The sequence below is a fragment of the Alphaproteobacteria bacterium genome (assembly GCA_016722515.1).
In the GTDB taxonomy this organism is placed as follows: domain Bacteria; phylum Pseudomonadota; class Alphaproteobacteria; order Rickettsiales; family JADKJE01; genus JADKJE01.
The window spans coordinates 918,837-934,332 of sequence record JADKJE010000001.1 but is presented as its reverse complement, the minus strand read 5'-3'; the positions used below and the strand labels follow the sequence as shown (position 1 = coordinate 934,332).

At 43.6% G+C, this 15,496-nt stretch carries 15 protein-coding genes and 1 pseudogene; 6 read left to right on the top strand and 10 right to left on the bottom strand.

Features of this window, described 5'->3' with window-relative positions:
• Window positions 1-93: 93 nt before the first annotated feature.
• Together IPP74_04300 and IPP74_04295 are read left to right on the top strand one after the other, a co-directional pair.
• Window positions 94-1,866 carry an ABC transporter ATP-binding protein gene (locus tag IPP74_04300; GenBank protein ID MBL0318500.1) on the top strand — a complete coding sequence of 591 codons (1,773 nt, stop codon included), beginning with the start codon at window positions 94-96 and terminating at the stop codon, window positions 1,864-1,866.
• 552 nt (window positions 1,867-2,418) lie between these two features.
• Window positions 2,419-2,859 (top strand): annotated as a pseudogene (locus IPP74_04295) (ATP-binding cassette domain-containing protein).
• A 59-nt stretch (window positions 2,860-2,918) separates the two neighbouring features.
• Here IPP74_04295 and recQ read toward each other — a convergent pair.
• Window positions 2,919-4,745, bottom strand: coding sequence for a DNA helicase RecQ (gene recQ, locus IPP74_04290; GenBank protein MBL0318499.1), 1,827 nt, complete (start codon window positions 4,743-4,745; stop codon window positions 2,919-2,921).
• A 73-nt stretch (window positions 4,746-4,818) separates the two neighbouring features.
• Window positions 4,819-5,952, bottom strand: a complete 1,134-nt coding sequence (gene rcnA, locus IPP74_04285; protein ID MBL0318498.1) for a nickel/cobalt efflux transporter RcnA — start codon at window positions 5,950-5,952, stop codon at window positions 4,819-4,821.
• Window positions 5,953-6,091: 139 nt separating this feature from the next.
• Here rcnA and crcB point away from each other — a divergent pair, with 139 nt between their 5' ends.
• Window positions 6,092-6,487: a fluoride efflux transporter CrcB gene (gene crcB, locus IPP74_04280; protein ID MBL0318497.1), complete on the top strand. Its 396-nt coding sequence runs from the start codon at window positions 6,092-6,094 to the stop codon at window positions 6,485-6,487.
• 74 nt (window positions 6,488-6,561) lie between these two features.
• Here the strand turns inward: crcB and IPP74_04275 are convergent, their stop codons facing one another.
• Genes IPP74_04275 through IPP74_04260 form a run of 4 tightly spaced genes read right to left on the bottom strand, consistent with a single transcriptional unit; the run spans window position 6,562 to window position 8,784 of the window.
• A complete protein-coding gene (locus IPP74_04275; protein MBL0318496.1) occupies window positions 6,562-7,335 on the bottom strand; it encodes an MBL fold metallo-hydrolase in 774 nt (257 codons plus the stop codon).
• A gap of 51 nt (window positions 7,336-7,386) precedes the next feature.
• On the bottom strand, window positions 7,387-8,169 hold the full coding sequence (locus IPP74_04270) for a TatD family hydrolase (protein MBL0318495.1): 783 nt from the start codon (window positions 8,167-8,169) through the stop codon (window positions 7,387-7,389).
• A 21-nt stretch (window positions 8,170-8,190) separates the two neighbouring features.
• Window positions 8,191-8,532: a Grx4 family monothiol glutaredoxin gene (gene grxD, locus IPP74_04265; GenBank protein MBL0318494.1), complete on the bottom strand. Its 342-nt coding sequence runs from the start codon at window positions 8,530-8,532 to the stop codon at window positions 8,191-8,193.
• A 21-nt stretch (window positions 8,533-8,553) separates the two neighbouring features.
• Window positions 8,554-8,784, bottom strand: a complete 231-nt coding sequence (locus tag IPP74_04260; GenBank protein ID MBL0318493.1) for a BolA family transcriptional regulator — start codon at window positions 8,782-8,784, stop codon at window positions 8,554-8,556.
• 87 nt (window positions 8,785-8,871) lie between these two features.
• On the opposite strand from IPP74_04260, the gene IPP74_04255 reads away from it, so the two are divergent.
• Both IPP74_04255 and IPP74_04250 read left to right on the top strand, forming a co-directional pair.
• Window positions 8,872-9,993, top strand: a complete 1,122-nt coding sequence (locus IPP74_04255) for a glutamate 5-kinase (protein ID MBL0318492.1) — start codon at window positions 8,872-8,874, stop codon at window positions 9,991-9,993.
• A 151-nt stretch (window positions 9,994-10,144) separates the two neighbouring features.
• Window positions 10,145-10,555 (top strand): hypothetical protein, encoded by a 411-nt coding sequence (locus tag IPP74_04250; GenBank protein MBL0318491.1) that lies wholly within the window; start codon window positions 10,145-10,147, stop codon window positions 10,553-10,555.
• A 310-nt stretch (window positions 10,556-10,865) separates the two neighbouring features.
• Here the strand turns inward: IPP74_04250 and IPP74_04245 are convergent, their stop codons facing one another.
• The 4 genes from IPP74_04245 to IPP74_04230 all read right to left on the bottom strand — a co-directional run bounded on the left by IPP74_04245 (window position 10,866) and on the right by IPP74_04230 (window position 13,782).
• Window positions 10,866-11,747, bottom strand: a complete 882-nt coding sequence (locus IPP74_04245; protein ID MBL0318490.1) for a rhodanese-related sulfurtransferase — start codon at window positions 11,745-11,747, stop codon at window positions 10,866-10,868.
• Between the two features lie 31 nt (window positions 11,748-11,778).
• Window positions 11,779-12,642 (bottom strand): pantoate--beta-alanine ligase, encoded by an 864-nt coding sequence (locus IPP74_04240; GenBank protein MBL0318489.1) that lies wholly within the window; start codon window positions 12,640-12,642, stop codon window positions 11,779-11,781.
• 23 nt (window positions 12,643-12,665) lie between these two features.
• On the bottom strand, window positions 12,666-13,205 hold the full coding sequence (gene ppa / locus IPP74_04235; protein ID MBL0318488.1) for an inorganic diphosphatase: 540 nt from the start codon (window positions 13,203-13,205) through the stop codon (window positions 12,666-12,668).
• Window positions 13,206-13,323: 118 nt separating this feature from the next.
• Window positions 13,324-13,782, bottom strand: coding sequence for an OmpA family protein (locus tag IPP74_04230; protein ID MBL0318487.1), 459 nt, complete (start codon window positions 13,780-13,782; stop codon window positions 13,324-13,326).
• A 612-nt stretch (window positions 13,783-14,394) separates the two neighbouring features.
• On the opposite strand from IPP74_04230, the gene IPP74_04225 reads away from it, so the two are divergent.
• Window positions 14,395-15,441, top strand: a complete 1,047-nt coding sequence (locus tag IPP74_04225) for an aspartate-semialdehyde dehydrogenase (protein ID MBL0318486.1) — start codon at window positions 14,395-14,397, stop codon at window positions 15,439-15,441.
• Window positions 15,442-15,496: the final 55 nt, after the last annotated feature.

Below are 15,496 nucleotides of genomic sequence, written 5' to 3'. Positions count from 1 at the left end.
GGGATGTCACTTATGTGCTATCCTCCCGACCTATGAACCTATTATAAACATTTGTTCTTTAAAATAAACTAAACCACAATCACACGGTACTTCATGGAAACGCTCCCTAAACACTTATTGCCTTTCTTTCTTCATTTTATCAAACCCTATAAATGGTATGTGGTGGGGTTATTTAGCGTGGCGCTTTCGTGGGCAACGCATGTGTCGTTATTGCCTTATGTGCTTAAATTATTGATTGATACGGTCACGGCGTATTCGAATGATTTGCCGCATTTGGGAAGGGCCGTGATGTGGCCGGTTTGTGGGTATGTTGGGCTTTCTGTCATGATTGGTATTACCTTTCGGTTTTACGATTATCTTGTAATGAAATTGCTGCCTAATATTAAACGGGATGTTCAACAGCAGATGTTGATGTATCTGGAAGGGCATTCGTACACGTATTTTCAAAATAATTTTGCGGGCAGCCTGTCGAATAAGATAAGCGATATGATGCGGGGCATATCTGAGATCATATTGATGACGACAGATACGTTTCTTGCCTCATTCCTGGGAGTTTGCGCCGCGATGGTTACCATGTATTTTGTGCAGCCTATTTTTGCGGTTGTGCTGTTTGTGTGGGCGTTTATCTATTTTTATGTTTCATGGCTTTTATCCAAGAAAGGTCAAGCATATGCCACCCTATTCGCTGAAGCTCGCAGTACCTTAACGGGTAAGCAGGTTGATAGTATTGGTAATATGGTCAATATACGCTTATTTGCGCGACGTTCATTTGAAGTGGCTTATGTTAAACGTTATACCGATGATACGGTCGATAAAGACCGGCAATTGCAATGGTATTTGCTGAAGGTGCGGATTTTTCAGTTTAGTAGCATGACGGCGGTCATTGCCTGTATGGTGATAACACTTGTCTATGAACGATCTTTGGGAAACATTACGGTAGGTGATTTTGTGCTTATTCTTACCTTAAATGGCAGGCTTCTAGAAAGTCTGTGGAACGCGGCTAACCAGATGGTGCGTTTTTCTCAGGAAGTGGGAACCTGCAAGCAGGCACTCTCTATTATTACGGTTCCACATGATCTGGAAGATGTCCCTAATGCTCCGGCATTGCTTGTGAGCAAAGGGCGTATTGAATTTGACCAGGTGACCTTTTGTTATCAGCGCAACACCAATTTATTTGAAAATAAAAATGTGGTGATCGCTCCCGCAGCAAAAATTGGGTTAGTCGGGTTTTCAGGTTCGGGAAAAACCACGTTTGTGCATTTGATCCTGCGCTTTTTTGATGTCGAAAGCGGCCGCATTTTAATCGATGGCCAGGACATTGCCAACGTAACCCAGGATTCGTTGCGTGATGCGATTGCGATGATTCCCCAGGACACGTCGCTGTTTCATCGCAGCTTGATGGATAACATTCGCTATGGTCGCCCGGATGCTACGGATGAAGACGTGATTGAGGCATCGAAGAAAGCACATTGCCATGACTTTATTCTGCAATTACCGGAGGGGTATGAATCGTTAGTAGGTGAGCGCGGTATCAAATTGTCTGGCGGCCAACGGCAACGCATAGCCATTGCCAGGGCGATGCTGAAGAATGCGCCGATATTGATTTTGGATGAAGCGACCTCTGCGCTAGATTCGGTTACTGAAAAACTCATCCAGGAAGCCCTTCACACCTTGATGCAAGGCCGTACGACCATTGTTATTGCCCACCGTTTATCAACGCTTTCTGAAATGGACCGTATTTTAGTGTTTGATAAAGGGCATATTATCGAAGACGGAACGCATGAAGAGCTTCTGGTGCTGGGTGGTCATTATGCTAAAATGTGGCATATGCAGGCAGGTGGATTTTTGCCGGAAAGTGACGTGTAAGATTCATCAAAAATTGCGTTTTAATATATTGCAGATATTGCTTGTATAGATTGTTGTGGTAGTATGGTTCCGCAAACGCATGTTGCGTTTGCTCCCGCTTCGGCGGGAACGTACTAGGCACATGAACTAGTGATAGTCCTGTCGGATTTTAAGCGGGATTGTGTTAACCCATATAGGAGTTGATATGATCGACGACTTAGAAAAAACCGCAGAACTACTAGAACTAGTTCTGCGGTTACTTGAGTGGTTACTCAGCGTGCTGAGTTAGCTATTCGAACCCAGGGATAGTGGGTTAAACTCACTGTCCCGTCTGGTGCTCAGGATATCATATCCTCTTTAAGAATCAATGAATAATTTCTTGGCAAGTGTGATGAAGGCCTGTAATCTTAGGGATTGAGCGGATATTTTTTATTAAGATCATGACAACTTTACCTAAGCAATTCGTTCCTTTTGTGTGTCGTATGTTGAGGCCCTATCCTGGATATATTGCAGGCTTGGCTTTTACGGCATTTTATTGGGGAATTTACAGTGCATTTGAGCCTTATATATTTAAACGCAACCGATGATGAGGTAATCACCGCATCAAAGAAAGCCCATTGCCACGAATTTATCAGCCAATTACCTGAAGGTTATACTTCCCAGGTTGGTGAGCGCGGTATCAAATTGTCTGGCGGCCAACGGCAACGCATAGCCATTGCCAGGGCGATGCTGAAGAATGCGCCGATATTGATTTTGGATGAAGCGACCTCTGCGCTAGATTCGGTTACTGAAAAACTCATCCAGGAAGCCCTTCACACCTTGATGCAAGGCCGTACGACCATTGTTATTGCCCACCGTTTATCAACGCTTTCTGAAATGGACCGTATTTTAGTGTTTGATAAAGGGCATATTATCGAAGACGGTACGCATGAAGAGCTTCTGGTACTGGGTGGTCATTATGCTAAAATGTGGCATATGCAGGCAGGTGGATTTTTGCCGGAAAGTGACGTGTAAGATTTGTTCTATAATAAAATCTGTGTTTTTTAATATAAAATTAATAAATATCTTTAAATCTATAAGTGTTCTTCTATTATTTTCAAGAAGACGTGGCCGTATCGTTCCATTTTCTTTTCACCTACACCACTGATAGTTGACATCGCAGAAAGTGATTTAGGTTTAAGCAGGGTTAATTCGCGCAGTGTTTTATCATGAAAAATAACATATGGCGGCAGGTTTTGTGCTTTGGCCAATTCCATCCGTTTGGTTTTCAAGGCTTCAAATAACGCATGGTCGCCCTGGCGCTCAAATTGTGAAGGAGTGGTTATTTTATCTTTAGAGAGTTTTTCTACTTTTATCTTGCCGGTATATTGCCGCAGTTGCAGGGTTTGTTTTTCTCTTAAAAAAGCCTCACCCCACTGGGTCATTTTTAATCCGCCATGCTGGGTGATATCAACCATCAGTAGATTATGGGCAACTAATTGCCTAAAAATACTTTGCCATTCCTGTTTGCCATATTCAGTACCAATACCGAAGGTGCTTATTTTATCGTGGCTAAATTGTTGAATCCTGTCATCGGTTTTCCCCAGGAGTACGTCAATCAAATAACTGACGCCAAAGCGCTGCCCGGTACGATACACACAAGAAATTGCCTTCTGTGCAACAATGGTAGCATCAAAGGTGCGGGGAGGATGATTACAGTTATCACAGTTTCCGCATGGGTTACAGGTATCGCCGAAATATTCCAGTAACACTTTGCGGCGACAACAGGCTGCCTCGCATAATCCAAGTAATGCGTTTAATTTTTGATTTTCAATACGTTTTTGATTGTCGGGAGCATCGGATTCTTCAATAAAACTTCGTTGCATGGCAACATCAGCCATGCCAACAAACATCAATGCGTTTGAAGCTAATCCGTCACGACCAGCGCGTCCGGTTTCCTGGTAATAGGCTTCAATATTTTTAGGTAAGGACAGATGGGCAACAAAGCGTACATCCGGTTTATCAATACCCATACCAAAGGCAATGGTTGCTACCATAATCATATTGTCATCGCGCAGGAAGCGTTCCTGGTTCTTGGCGCGCACAGTGGCTGCCAGGCCGGCATGATAGGGCAAAGCATTAAATCCCTGGCCACATAACCATTCCGCTGTATCTTCCACCATTTGCCGTGATAGACAATAAACGATGCCGCTTTCACCAGCATGGTTTGTTTTAAGGAATGACAAAAGCTGTTGCCGATAATTGTTTTTTTCAACAATGCTGTAATGGATATTGGGGCGGTCAAATCCGGCGATGAATGATTTTCCCTCTTCCAGATGCAGACGTTCAACAATATCTTTGCGTGTGGGTGCGTCCGCTGTAGCCGTGAGGGCAATACGCGGAACAGTTGGAAAACGCTCTTTGAGAATGGTAAGCTGTGTATAATGTGGTCTGAAATCATGGCCCCACTGCGAAATGCAGTGGGCTTCATCAATTGCAAATAAGGCGATGGGTGATTGTTCTAATAAGGCCAAAAAATCTTCCATCAATAAACGTTCAGGTGCGACATACACCATATCGATGGTGCCGTTGCGGATCATCTCCTTGGTTTGGTAAATGTCGGAACTGTTCATGCTGGAGTTAATAGCCGCAGCTTTAATACCTAATTGTTTTAAGGCATCGACCTGATCTTGCATGAGCGCTATCAGTGGCGAAATAATAACGCCTACCCCTTTACGGCAAAGAGATGGAATTTGATAGCACAGCGATTTACCACTGGCGGTTGGCATGAGAACGAACGCATGGTGACCGGCAATGACATGATCAATAATCTCCGCCTGTTGTCCACGGAATTGCTGATAACCATAGGTTTTCTGCAAAATGTCTAATGCGCTTGCTGTTGAATTATGCACGGATGTCATATATTCCAATTAATTTTAGATGCTGAACAAACATTATCGCCCATCTTCTTACGCAATGGTTTGATTGTAAAGATTAATTAGATACATTCCCAAATGATTGGTATGCCATATAGAGTCCAATTAAAATCATCAGCCCTCCAGAAACATAAGGCGCCCGTCTGGCTAACGTACTAAATCCTGAAGAGCGTCTGGTGGCATATTTAACGCTTAAAGCGGCGACTACCCCAGAGGCAACCATTGTTAATGCAAGTCCGATACTAAAACCAAAAACCAACAGAGTACCCAGGGCTATTTTTTTCAATTGCAAGCAGATTAACAAGACGGTAATCGAGGCCGGACAGGGGACTAATCCGCCGGTGATGCCAAACAAGACCACTTCAATGGTGGTGACTTGCCGGTTAGTAAAGCGGTTTCGGATATCATTGGCATGAGCAAGCTCGTGTGGATCCTGATATCCAGGTGCTGTGATATCTAATCCTTCCATACCAGGTAAAGCATGGATGTGGCCACCATGGGTGAATTCAACATCGAAATCATGGCTGTGATGCCCGTGACCAATGGATAAACGCGCCATAAATTCTAGAGGTCCTTTGATGGTTTCGCGTGATTGGAAGTAATCATTCTGATTCTTGAATGTAAAGGTTTGGCTTGAATCATCCGCACACTGCGTAACAAGCGTCACATCCTTTGGTGTATAAGATGTTAAGGCATTGGCTGATTCGCTATCAAGGCGAAAATAATGGTCTTTGTCGTGGTGGGCTATTGCCAGTTTAACGATTCCATGTCCTGTATCAATGATCTGACCCTGTGTTTGATGATGGTCGTGGCTGTGGGTATGGGAATGGCGGTGGTCAAAATCATAACGGTGTTTCCAGGTTCTGAAGATCATCCATGATGCAATCGCAATAATCAGAATGGAGGATGCTAATTGCATGTGTGCTTCAGAGGTGATGTCATGCCAGCTATTTCCAAAATAAAGTCCCCCTAAGGCGATTATCCAGACGATAGCTGTATGTGAGATTGTGGCTGCGAGTCCTAATAAAATAGCCTGGCTGAGCGTACCGCGGATAGCGATGATGAAAGCGGCCATCATGGTTTTGGAATGTCCTGGTTCAAGTCCATGCAATGCCCCCAGCAATATGGCAGTAGGCATAAAGACCCAAAGGTTAGATGTGCCTTGTTGAATCAACAGAGATAAATCAGGCATGGGTTATTCCTATTAAAGATGATGTTATGATTTTAAAGTGTACGAGGGTGGTTTTCAATGGATTAATCTCTTCATTTAAACGTATATTCATCTTATCATTAATGGCAGCTTAATTACTAAAGAATCGTAGAGGTAGGATATGACATATCTTTGGGTGGCGTTAGGTGGTGCGCTTGGTAGTGTGCTGCGATATTGGTGTTCAGGCCTGATTGCCCATTCGATCGGAGAGATTTTTCCCTGGGGTACGTTAGTCATCAATATGGTGGGTTCTTTTGTCATTGGTTTTGTTGCAGTGATCACGGGGCCTGATGGCCGCGTGATGGTTGCATCAGATGCACGGATATTTGTGACGGTCGGAATATGCGGCGGCTTTACCACTTTTTCATCGTTTAGCTTACAAACACTCAATTTGGCCAGAGATGGCGAAATGGTTTATGCGGGCCTTAATGTGTTGCTATCGGTTGTGCTGTGCCTGGTTTCAGTATGGCTTGGCTATATGGTGGCATCGGCATTGAATCAATTAAAAGGAGCATAATCATGGCACTTTCAGATAGATCAGTTTTAGGTAGATCAGTATATACACGCTTATTTTGCGTTGTTTAATAACATTCACATGTGAACAACGAGCCCATCGTATCCGGGTTCGACGTGAATAGGCAATTGCTTTTTGAGATCGTGATACTCAATATCATGATTCATATGAGTGAGTATGGCCCTTTCTGGTTTAACATGGGTAATCCACTGTAGTGCCTGTCCTAAATGAGCATGGGTAGGCGCTGGTGTGTAGCGCAGGCAATCGACAATCCATAATTTAAGGCCTTTAAGCAAAGCCAGGCTCTCTTCGGGAATAACATTAGCATCCGTAGAGTATGCAAAATCGCCAATGCGATAACCGATGGTTAGGGATTTTCCATGACGCTGTTCAAAGGGTAGCACCGTGATTCCTTCGACCGTAAATGGAATTCCAGGGATAATCGTGTGTGGGATTAAATAGGGTTTATACCAACCATATTTTGAAGGATCGTAGGGTTGAAACGCATAAGGAAAACGTTTTGCCACATCATTTAACGTATGTATGTCACTGTAAACAGGTAAAGGTTTTTTGCCGAGAAAATTATAAGACCTTAATTCATCTAGCCCGTGCGTGTGATCGGCATGGTCATGCGTGTATAAGACGGCGTCAACCTGATTTAAATGATTAGCTAACGCCTGCTGGCGTAAATCGGGAGAAGAATCGATCAGGATGGTTTTGCCACTGATGTGTACAGCAACGGATACACGTGTGCGCTTGTTTTTGGGATCAGGAGACTGGCACACATCGCAGGTACATCCTATCGCAGGAACACCGGGTGAAGAGCCACAGCCAAGCAGGATAATTTTCATACAGATAAGAACAAGATTGGTATTACATCAATCTATCAGGCTAACATGTTTTTAAGCGGCTTTGGAAAATAATTTGAAAAAATTAGCAGTGGTTTGTTGCGCCAGTTGTTCATATGAAACACCCAAATAATCGGCAAGAAATTGTGCTGTATGCACAACATATGCAGGTTCATTGGTTTTACCGCGATGGGGTAACGGCGCAAGATAGGGGGAATCGGTTTCAACCAGGAGGCGTTCTAGTGGGAGAGTCTGTATGGTGTGACGTAACGATTCTGCGTTTTTAAAGGTGACGATGCCAGAAATAGAGATGTAAAGCCCCAACGCAATACAGGCATCGGCTAATTCTTTTGAGGAGGTAAAACAATGAATAAGACCGGGGAAAAATCCCTTGGCCATTTCTTCCTGCAGGATCGATACGGTATCTTCATCAGCATTACGTGTATGGATAATGATAGGAAGCCCAGTGGCACGCGCGGCGGCAATATGGGTGCGGAAACTTTTTTGCTGAAGTTGGCGTGGGCTGTGATCGTAATAATAATCCAGCCCCGTTTCACCAATGCCAATGACTTTGGGATGGTGGGTCAATTCAATCAGGCTTTCTAAATCAATTTCGGGTTCTTCTTCAACATGATGAGGATGGATGCCGACTGAGCAATAAACATGATCAAATTGTTCGGCAATCGTACGGACAGCTGGAAATTTCGTAATGCGTGTACCGATCGTTTGCAATGTTGTGACACCGGCAGCTTTAGCGCGCGCTATGACATCTGCCGGATTGCCTAGTTCTTCAAAATCAAGATGGCAATGGGAGTCGACAAGGACTGCGTTTTCCATAATGGATACTATCCGTTAGAATTAAGCAACAGGTGATTTAAACGAAACGCCTTTGGCTTTGAGGATGTCAAACAATTCACCCGATTGGGTGAGTTCTTTAACGATGTCGCATCCGCCGATAAATTCGCCTTTAACATAAAGTTGTGGAATCGTAGGCCATTGACTGAAATCCTTGATGCCTTGGCGTAATTCGGCGTCTTTCAGAATATCGAAATCTTTAAATTCAATTTCGAAATGCTGGAGGATGCTGGCAACAGCAGCAGAAAAGCCGCACTGTGGAAAGGATTGAGAGCCTTTCATGTAGAGCACCACATCATTTTCTGAAATATCTTTTTGAATGCGTTCAAAAACTGGGTTTGTCATATTATCCTCATAGATTGGTGGTTATTTAGGGCGGGTTTGTAATTGCATGGCGTGCAGGGTTGTTCCCATATTGCCTTTAAGGGCAGCATAGACCATTTGATGTTGCTGAACTTTTGATTTGCCAGCAAACGCGGATGATTTAACATCCACCGACCAATGATCATTATCACCAGCTAAATCGGTAATAATAAGCTCGGCATCTGGGAATGCGCTTTTGATTAGGGTTTCGATTTCATTTTGTGACATCGGCATGTGTGTGGGCTCTTTATTTTTGATGGATTATAGTCTAAATTACAAAGATATCAATAACAACGGTCAGATAAGGGCTTTTAAAGCGGTATGATAATCGAATCAGCAGAACGCATCGTGATTAAAGTGGGATCCGCTATTTTGGTGGACTCACAGAAAAATGGCCTTCGCCAGGAATGGCTTGCTTCACTGTCTGAAGATATAGCACAGTTGGTAAAGCGCGGTAAAGAAGTGGCGGTTGTGACGTCGGGGGCAGTGGCGCTGGGCTGTGAATATAAAGGGATGGACCGTTCTAAATTAAAGATTGAAGAAAAACAGGCGATGGCCTCCGTGGGGCAAGCTTTATTAATTCATCATTATCGCAAAAGCCTGTTACAGTTTGAGATGGATGCCTCACAGATACTATTAACGCTTGATGATTCCGAAGATCGACGCCGTTACCTGAATGCGCGAAATACCATGCAAACATTGTTGAAGATGCGTATTGTGCCGATCATCAACGAAAACGATACGGTGGCAACCGATGAAATGCGTTTTGGTGACAATGACCGTTTGGCGGCACGGGTTGCGCAGATGATGGGAGCTGACCTGCTCGTATTGCTGTCGGATATTGATGGGCTTTATACCGCGAATCCCCACAAAGACCCTTCCGCACATTTTGTATCGGAAGTTAAAACCATTACCCAAGATATTGAACAAATGGCAGGCGGGTCGATATCAAACTTTGGAACAGGGGGAATGATCAGTAAAATTGCGGCTGCAAAAATTGCCGTTGCTGGTGGATGCCATATGGTGATTCTCAAAGGGCATGATAATCACCCGCTTAGACGATTGGAGGAGGGGGAACGCCATACGCATTTCTTCGCGGATAGATCACCTTTGAAAGCTCGTAAACACTGGATCCGTACATCGATTAAGCCTCATGGAACGATCATCGTTGATGATGGCGCAGCGCGTGCTCTTTTAAATGGGAATAGTTTATTGGCGGTCGGAGTAAAAGGGGTAAAAGGCGATTTTGACCGAGGCGACGTCGTGACGGTTGTCGATGGACACGGTAAAGAAATTGCCCGTGGGTTAATCGCCTATAGTTCACAGGATGCTGGCCGTATTATGGGTAAAAACAGTGACGATATCGAGTCGATCTTGGGTTATATTGGCCGGATGGAATTAATCCATCGCGACGATCTTGTTCTGACAGAGCCAAGCCTGTGATTATATCACAATAATCGTTATTTATCAATTGGTTAATTGCTAAATTTGGCGGCTATTTGCAGTAAATTCTAAGCCTTGTGCGTATGGGTATGGTATAATAACTGTATGGGCATATGCGCATATGCCTTTTATTCAAGAAAGGGGTTTGGATATGGTACTTAAAATTGAACGTTTGGTTTTATCAGTTGTCGCCCTTTTTGCTTTCATTTTTGTATATGATTGGGTTTATCATATGGTGCTTATGCACGATCAATATGCCCATACTGCGTCTCTGTGGCGCACACAAGAGGAAATGCAAGGTTATTTTCATTGGGCTGTTATAGTACAGCTGTTATTCGCGTTTGTCGTTACTTTACTGTACGGGCGGTATGCTGCGGGTAAAGGACTGGATGAAGGCGTTCGGTTCGGGTTATATATTGGTTTAGTTCTAGGTCTTATGTGCTTTGGTATGTATGCGTACATGCCAATTCCATTGTCAATGGCTCTCGCTTGGCTGGTTGGTGACATTATTAAAGGCATCGGCATCGGTGTATTATTATCGTTGACCTATAAATCCATATAACCAGGCCATGTTATGATATGTAAAAAAAGGCCAGTTCGTTGAACTGGCCTTTTTCCTGTCTTCTGCTAAATGTGAGGCTGTTTGGTTTTGTTTTTAATAGAATCATTTAATGACAGCATGTTGCCTTCCCACCTCCCCGGCCTCCCTGTCACCCCTCCTCCAAGAGGAGGGGTGACAGGGAGGCCACATTCAAATTTGAAGTGCAAACCGCTGACATTTTTTAGAATGCCTCATGAGGAGTTATCCAATTGAGTTTTTTGCGTGCTGTTAGGTTATAGTTATCAATGGGTTCGGTGCTGGATTTGATCGCCTATTTTCCATCATGCAGGCATTGACTGCATTTGACTCCGTATTCACATGAACCCAGTTTGATTTCATCCGACGTAAAGGGTGTATTGCAAGAGGGGCAAATGGTCGCATTACTTGGTTTTAAATCAGGTGTTACAGCTACCCTTTCGTCAAAAACAAAGCAATCGCCATGCCATTTGTTGCTGGCATTTTTGGTCTTCTCAAAATAATTCAAGATACCGCCATCCAATTGAAACACTTCAAACCCTTGCTCAACCAGATAGGAACTCGCTTTTTCGCAACGAACACCGCCGGTACAGAACATCGCAACTTTTTTATCGCGGTGAATATCCAAATTAGCTTCGCACCAGGCAGGAAATTCGCGGAAGGAATTCGTGTGAGGATTAATGGCTCCTTCAAAACTTCCCATCTCAACTTCATAATCATTGCGGGTGTCTACAAGCAACATGCCGGGTTGGGTGATTAAAGCATCCCATTCCTGTGGGGGGACATGATGTCCGGTTACAGCAGCACTATTGACACCTGCAACACCCATGCCGACAATTTCCTTTTTGAGGCGAACTTTCATGCGTTCAAACGGTTGATAATCAAGAACGCTTTCCTTGTGAATTAAGGTTGAAAAACGTTCGTCGGCACGGAGATGCGCCAAGAGCGCATCAATGCCTTCGCGACTACCGCTAACGGTGGCATTGACTCCTTCGCTGGCGATGAGAATGGTGCCTTTTAGTTTCTGAAAATGGCAGAAGGTCAAAAGCGCTTCGCGCTTGCTCTCAAAATCAGGGAAATCTGTAAAATGATAAAAGGTGGCGATAACCACATCTTCAGGCTTGTCCTGAGGGGTGTGATGATTATAACTGTCAGTGTGTGCAAGGGAATGATTCATAAAAACCTTCTATTATAGTAACTTATGGCTGTTAGCTATGTATTTTGGGCAAAAAACGGATATTGTCAATAAGTCTGGTTGTGCCAAGATAGGCAGCCCCTAGAATCCTGATTGGCTTTTCTAGGGGATATGTGACATGACTCAGTGTCGCTTCATCGCGGATTTCCAGGTAATCAATCTTCGTAAAACCATCGGCTAAGAGCTCTTTGGCGGCATGATTGCGGATCGTGTCTACATCCAGTGGCGAGAGCTGATTAAGGGACGTGGCTATCGCTTCCAGGGTCGTGTAGAGGTTGGCAGCTATTCGGCGTTCTTGGTGTGAAAGATAGCGGTTGCGTGAAGAAATGGCCAACCCATCAGCCTCCCTGACTACCGGGTTACCGATGATCGAAACAGGAAAATCAAGGTCCTGGGTTAGTTTGTTGATAATATGCAGCTGTTGGAAATCCTTTTCGCCAAAAACAGCGACATCAGGCTGTACATGGTGAAAGAGTTTGGTAATAACCAAAGCGACACCATCAAAAAAATGGGGGCGTGAAACGCCGCATAATGTCTGGCCAATATCGCCTACCGATAGTTTGGTAGAGAAGCCATCTGGATACATATCGGACACGTGCGGAAGATAGGCGATATCAACGCCGCTTTCTTGAAGCAAGGCGATGTCTTGATCTTCAGGGCGGGGGTAGGCATGAAAATCTTCATGCGGGGCAAATTGGGCGGGGTTGACAAAAATACTGGCAATCACCCGCCTGCCATGTTGCTTAGCCGTTTCGATGAGTGATAAATGCCCGGGATGGAGTGCCCCCATCGTCGGAACAAAACATACGCTTTCAGAAGCTAATTTATAAGCTTTGATTAGCGGTTGTAGCGTTGAGGGGGTTCTTATGACCTGCATTTATAAACCAAACTCCTTAAGCCTTAAGCGGCCTTAGATTTTTTAGCGCGTTCAATGCCTTCTTCGATGAGTGAGCGGGCTTTATCTGCGTTTTCCCAGCCTCTGACTTTTACCCATTTGCCTTTCTCAAGATCTTTATAATGTTCAAAGAAATGCTTGATCTGGCTTAACAATAATTCTGGTAAATCTTCCAGAGCGTGAACTTTTTCATAGAAGGGATTAATTTTAGTGGTGGGAACCGCGATAAGTTTTTCATCTTCACCTGATTCATCTTCCATCAACAATACACCGATTGGGCGGGCCGCCAATACGGCACCTGGTACTACAGGATGGTTGCAGACAACCAGTACGTCAACTGGATCGCCATCTCCTGAGAGGGTATGGGGGATAAAACCATAATTGCAAGGATAGAACATGGGAGTATGAATAAAGCGGTCAACAAAAATAGCGCCTGATTCTTTATCCAATTCATATTTTACCGGGTCGGAACCCATGGGGACTTCAATGATAACATTCACTTCGTGGGGGGATTTTTTACCAACTGGTATATGTGCTACGTCCATAAATATATCCTTACATTAGACAGGTTGAGGCCTCAAGCTACCTCAAAAATACTCTTTTTTCAAGAAAAAGGGAGGCAAAAGCCTCCCTTTAAAAAGTCATACCGCAGTTGAGATATCGTTACTGAACGATTCTAATCTCAACGCGACGATTTTTAGCTTCTTTTTTACCTTCGCCAGGAACAACTGGTTGGGTTTTTCCATAAGCTTTTGTGCTGACAGCAGACGATCTGGAACCATTTGCAAGCATTTCTTTTCTAACGCTAGTAACACGTTCCTCAGAAAGTCTTTGATTGCCATTCGAACTGCCAACCGTATCAGTGTGACCAGAAAGATAAGCCATTGCTGGTCTAGAAATGCGCTCATCGCCTCTAACCATTTTGAAGCGAGTTTGATTTTTAATCAAAATATCAGACGCTTCTCTAACGGTAGCAGCACCAGAGTGGTTCAGCTTAGATGAACCGAAATCAAAATAAACGGTTCTTGATGTGCTGAAACCTTCATGATATTGGCTTTGGCACGCAGCGAGCAAACTCACAGTGGCAACAAGGCCAAGGTATTTTCCAAATTGTATTCTCATATTTATTCTCCTTAATACTCCCAAAAAGATATCCCATTAATATTGCGGTAGCATGATTATATTCTAACACTATAAAAGTAAAGGAATACTAAACATATAGTACTGAATAAAGATAAAATCATTAGCTTACCGCAAAAAAATGAAGCTACTGGGTTAGCTAGATACATCTTTTTAAGAGCATAAGCAACACTTAGTTGAAAAATGCCCCCCATAAGTGGTGGCAACATGAAGATTACTAGTATTCTTGTTACAGTTTATTTAGAGGTATAAATGATTAAATACCGATATATAACAATGGGTTAATTGGTATTAACATCAGGTTTCAATTCCATGCTTAGGGGATGAACATGTTGTTGGTAAATGCTTTTTAAATCAATGGCTTAATAGATATCGCCCTCCTGGCTTATAAACCTGTTGCAAAGATGCAACAGGTTTGATCATGTGGATCCTGACATGTGAGTGTAGTTACTTAGGTGCAAGACTAGTGGATAAACGTTGGTTTAAAGCATGATGAAGGGACAATTTAAGAGCATCAAATTTTGAGGACTTTGGCGATACTTTGTGTTATTATCTGTGTTTCAAAATAGTTTAGTTCATTCAATTGAGGTAACCATGTCACAGCAACCTAAGTCACAGCAACCTAAACGAAAATATAAAATCGCTATAGCCGGAGCCACAGGTAATGTGGGCAGAGAATGTCTGGAAATTCTTCATGAGCGCCAATTTCCTGTTACTGAAATTGTAGCCCTGGCTTCTAAAAGTTCAGCGGGTAAAGAAGTGAGTTTTGGTGAAGGTACTAAATTACGGGTTCAAGCGCTGGATGATTACGATTTTAAAGGAACTGATATTGCTCTCTTTTCCCCTGGTAGCAAAGTATCGGCTATCCATGCCCCCCGCGCTGCAGAGGCAGGCTGTATTGTGATCGACAATACCTCGCAGTTTAGAATGGATGCTGATATACCTTTGATTGTGCCTGAAGTGAATCCGCAGGCCTTGGTACAGTATAAACAGCGCATGATCATTGCTAATCCAAATTGCTCGACGATCCAAATGTTGGTGGCGCTTAAACCGCTTCATGATTTTGCAACCATCAAACGTATTGTGGTGAGTACCTATCAATCCGTTTCCGGTGCTGGGAAAGCGGCAATGGATGAACTTTATTCGCAAACCAAAGCCAAATATATGTTTGAGGAAAAAGAACCGCAAGTGTTTACCAAGCGGATTGCGTTTAATGTGATTCCTCATATTGACAGTTTCTTGGACGATGGTTCCACCAAAGAAGAAATTAAAATGGTCAAAGAAACCCAAAAAATTCTTGATCCATCTATTTTGGTATCCTCTACGTGTGTGAGGGTGCCTGTATTTGTTGGGCATTCAGAATCGGTCAATGTGGAATTTGAAAAACCGATTTCTCCTGAGAAAGCGAGGGAATTATTGAATAAAGCGCCTGGGGTTACGGTCATTGATCGGCATGAAAATGGTGGCTATGCAACTCCGGCAGAAATAGTGCGCGAAGATGATGTGTTTGTATCACGTATTCGTAAAGACCCAACACTCCCCCATGGCCTTAATTTATGGGTGGTTGGCGATAATATTCGAAAAGGTGCGGCACTGAATGCAGTTCAGATTGCGGAAATGCTGATTCGCGATTATATTTAAAGATGCACGTTAGGTTGAAGAGCGGTTGCGAATGGCTTTCCTTCCTGTAAGGGAG

Coding starts and splice junctions, on each gene's coding strand:
- IPP74_04300 (MBL0318500.1), top strand. CDS start 94: ATGGAAACGCTCCCTAAACACTTATTGCCTTTCTTTCTTCATTTTATC.
- recQ (MBL0318499.1), bottom strand. CDS start 4,745: ATGACATCCGTGCATAATTCAACAGCAAGCGCATTAGACATTTTGCAG.
- rcnA (MBL0318498.1), bottom strand. CDS start 5,952: ATGCCTGATTTATCTCTGTTGATTCAACAAGGCACATCTAACCTTTGG.
- crcB (MBL0318497.1), top strand. CDS start 6,092: ATGACATATCTTTGGGTGGCGTTAGGTGGTGCGCTTGGTAGTGTGCTG.
- IPP74_04275 (MBL0318496.1), bottom strand. CDS start 7,335: ATGAAAATTATCCTGCTTGGCTGTGGCTCTTCACCCGGTGTTCCTGCG.
- IPP74_04270 (MBL0318495.1), bottom strand. CDS start 8,169: ATGGAAAACGCAGTCCTTGTCGACTCCCATTGCCATCTTGATTTTGAA.
- grxD (MBL0318494.1), bottom strand. CDS start 8,532: ATGACAAACCCAGTTTTTGAACGCATTCAAAAAGATATTTCAGAAAAT.
- IPP74_04260 (MBL0318493.1), bottom strand. CDS start 8,784: ATGCCGATGTCACAAAATGAAATCGAAACCCTAATCAAAAGCGCATTC.
- IPP74_04255 (MBL0318492.1), top strand. CDS start 8,872: ATGATAATCGAATCAGCAGAACGCATCGTGATTAAAGTGGGATCCGCT.
- IPP74_04250 (MBL0318491.1), top strand. CDS start 10,145: ATGGTACTTAAAATTGAACGTTTGGTTTTATCAGTTGTCGCCCTTTTT.
- IPP74_04245 (MBL0318490.1), bottom strand. CDS start 11,747: ATGAATCATTCCCTTGCACACACTGACAGTTATAATCATCACACCCCT.
- IPP74_04240 (MBL0318489.1), bottom strand. CDS start 12,642: ATGCAGGTCATAAGAACCCCCTCAACGCTACAACCGCTAATCAAAGCT.
- ppa (MBL0318488.1), bottom strand. CDS start 13,205: ATGGACGTAGCACATATACCAGTTGGTAAAAAATCCCCCCACGAAGTG.
- IPP74_04230 (MBL0318487.1), bottom strand. CDS start 13,782: ATGAGAATACAATTTGGAAAATACCTTGGCCTTGTTGCCACTGTGAGT.
- IPP74_04225 (MBL0318486.1), top strand. CDS start 14,395: ATGTCACAGCAACCTAAGTCACAGCAACCTAAACGAAAATATAAAATC.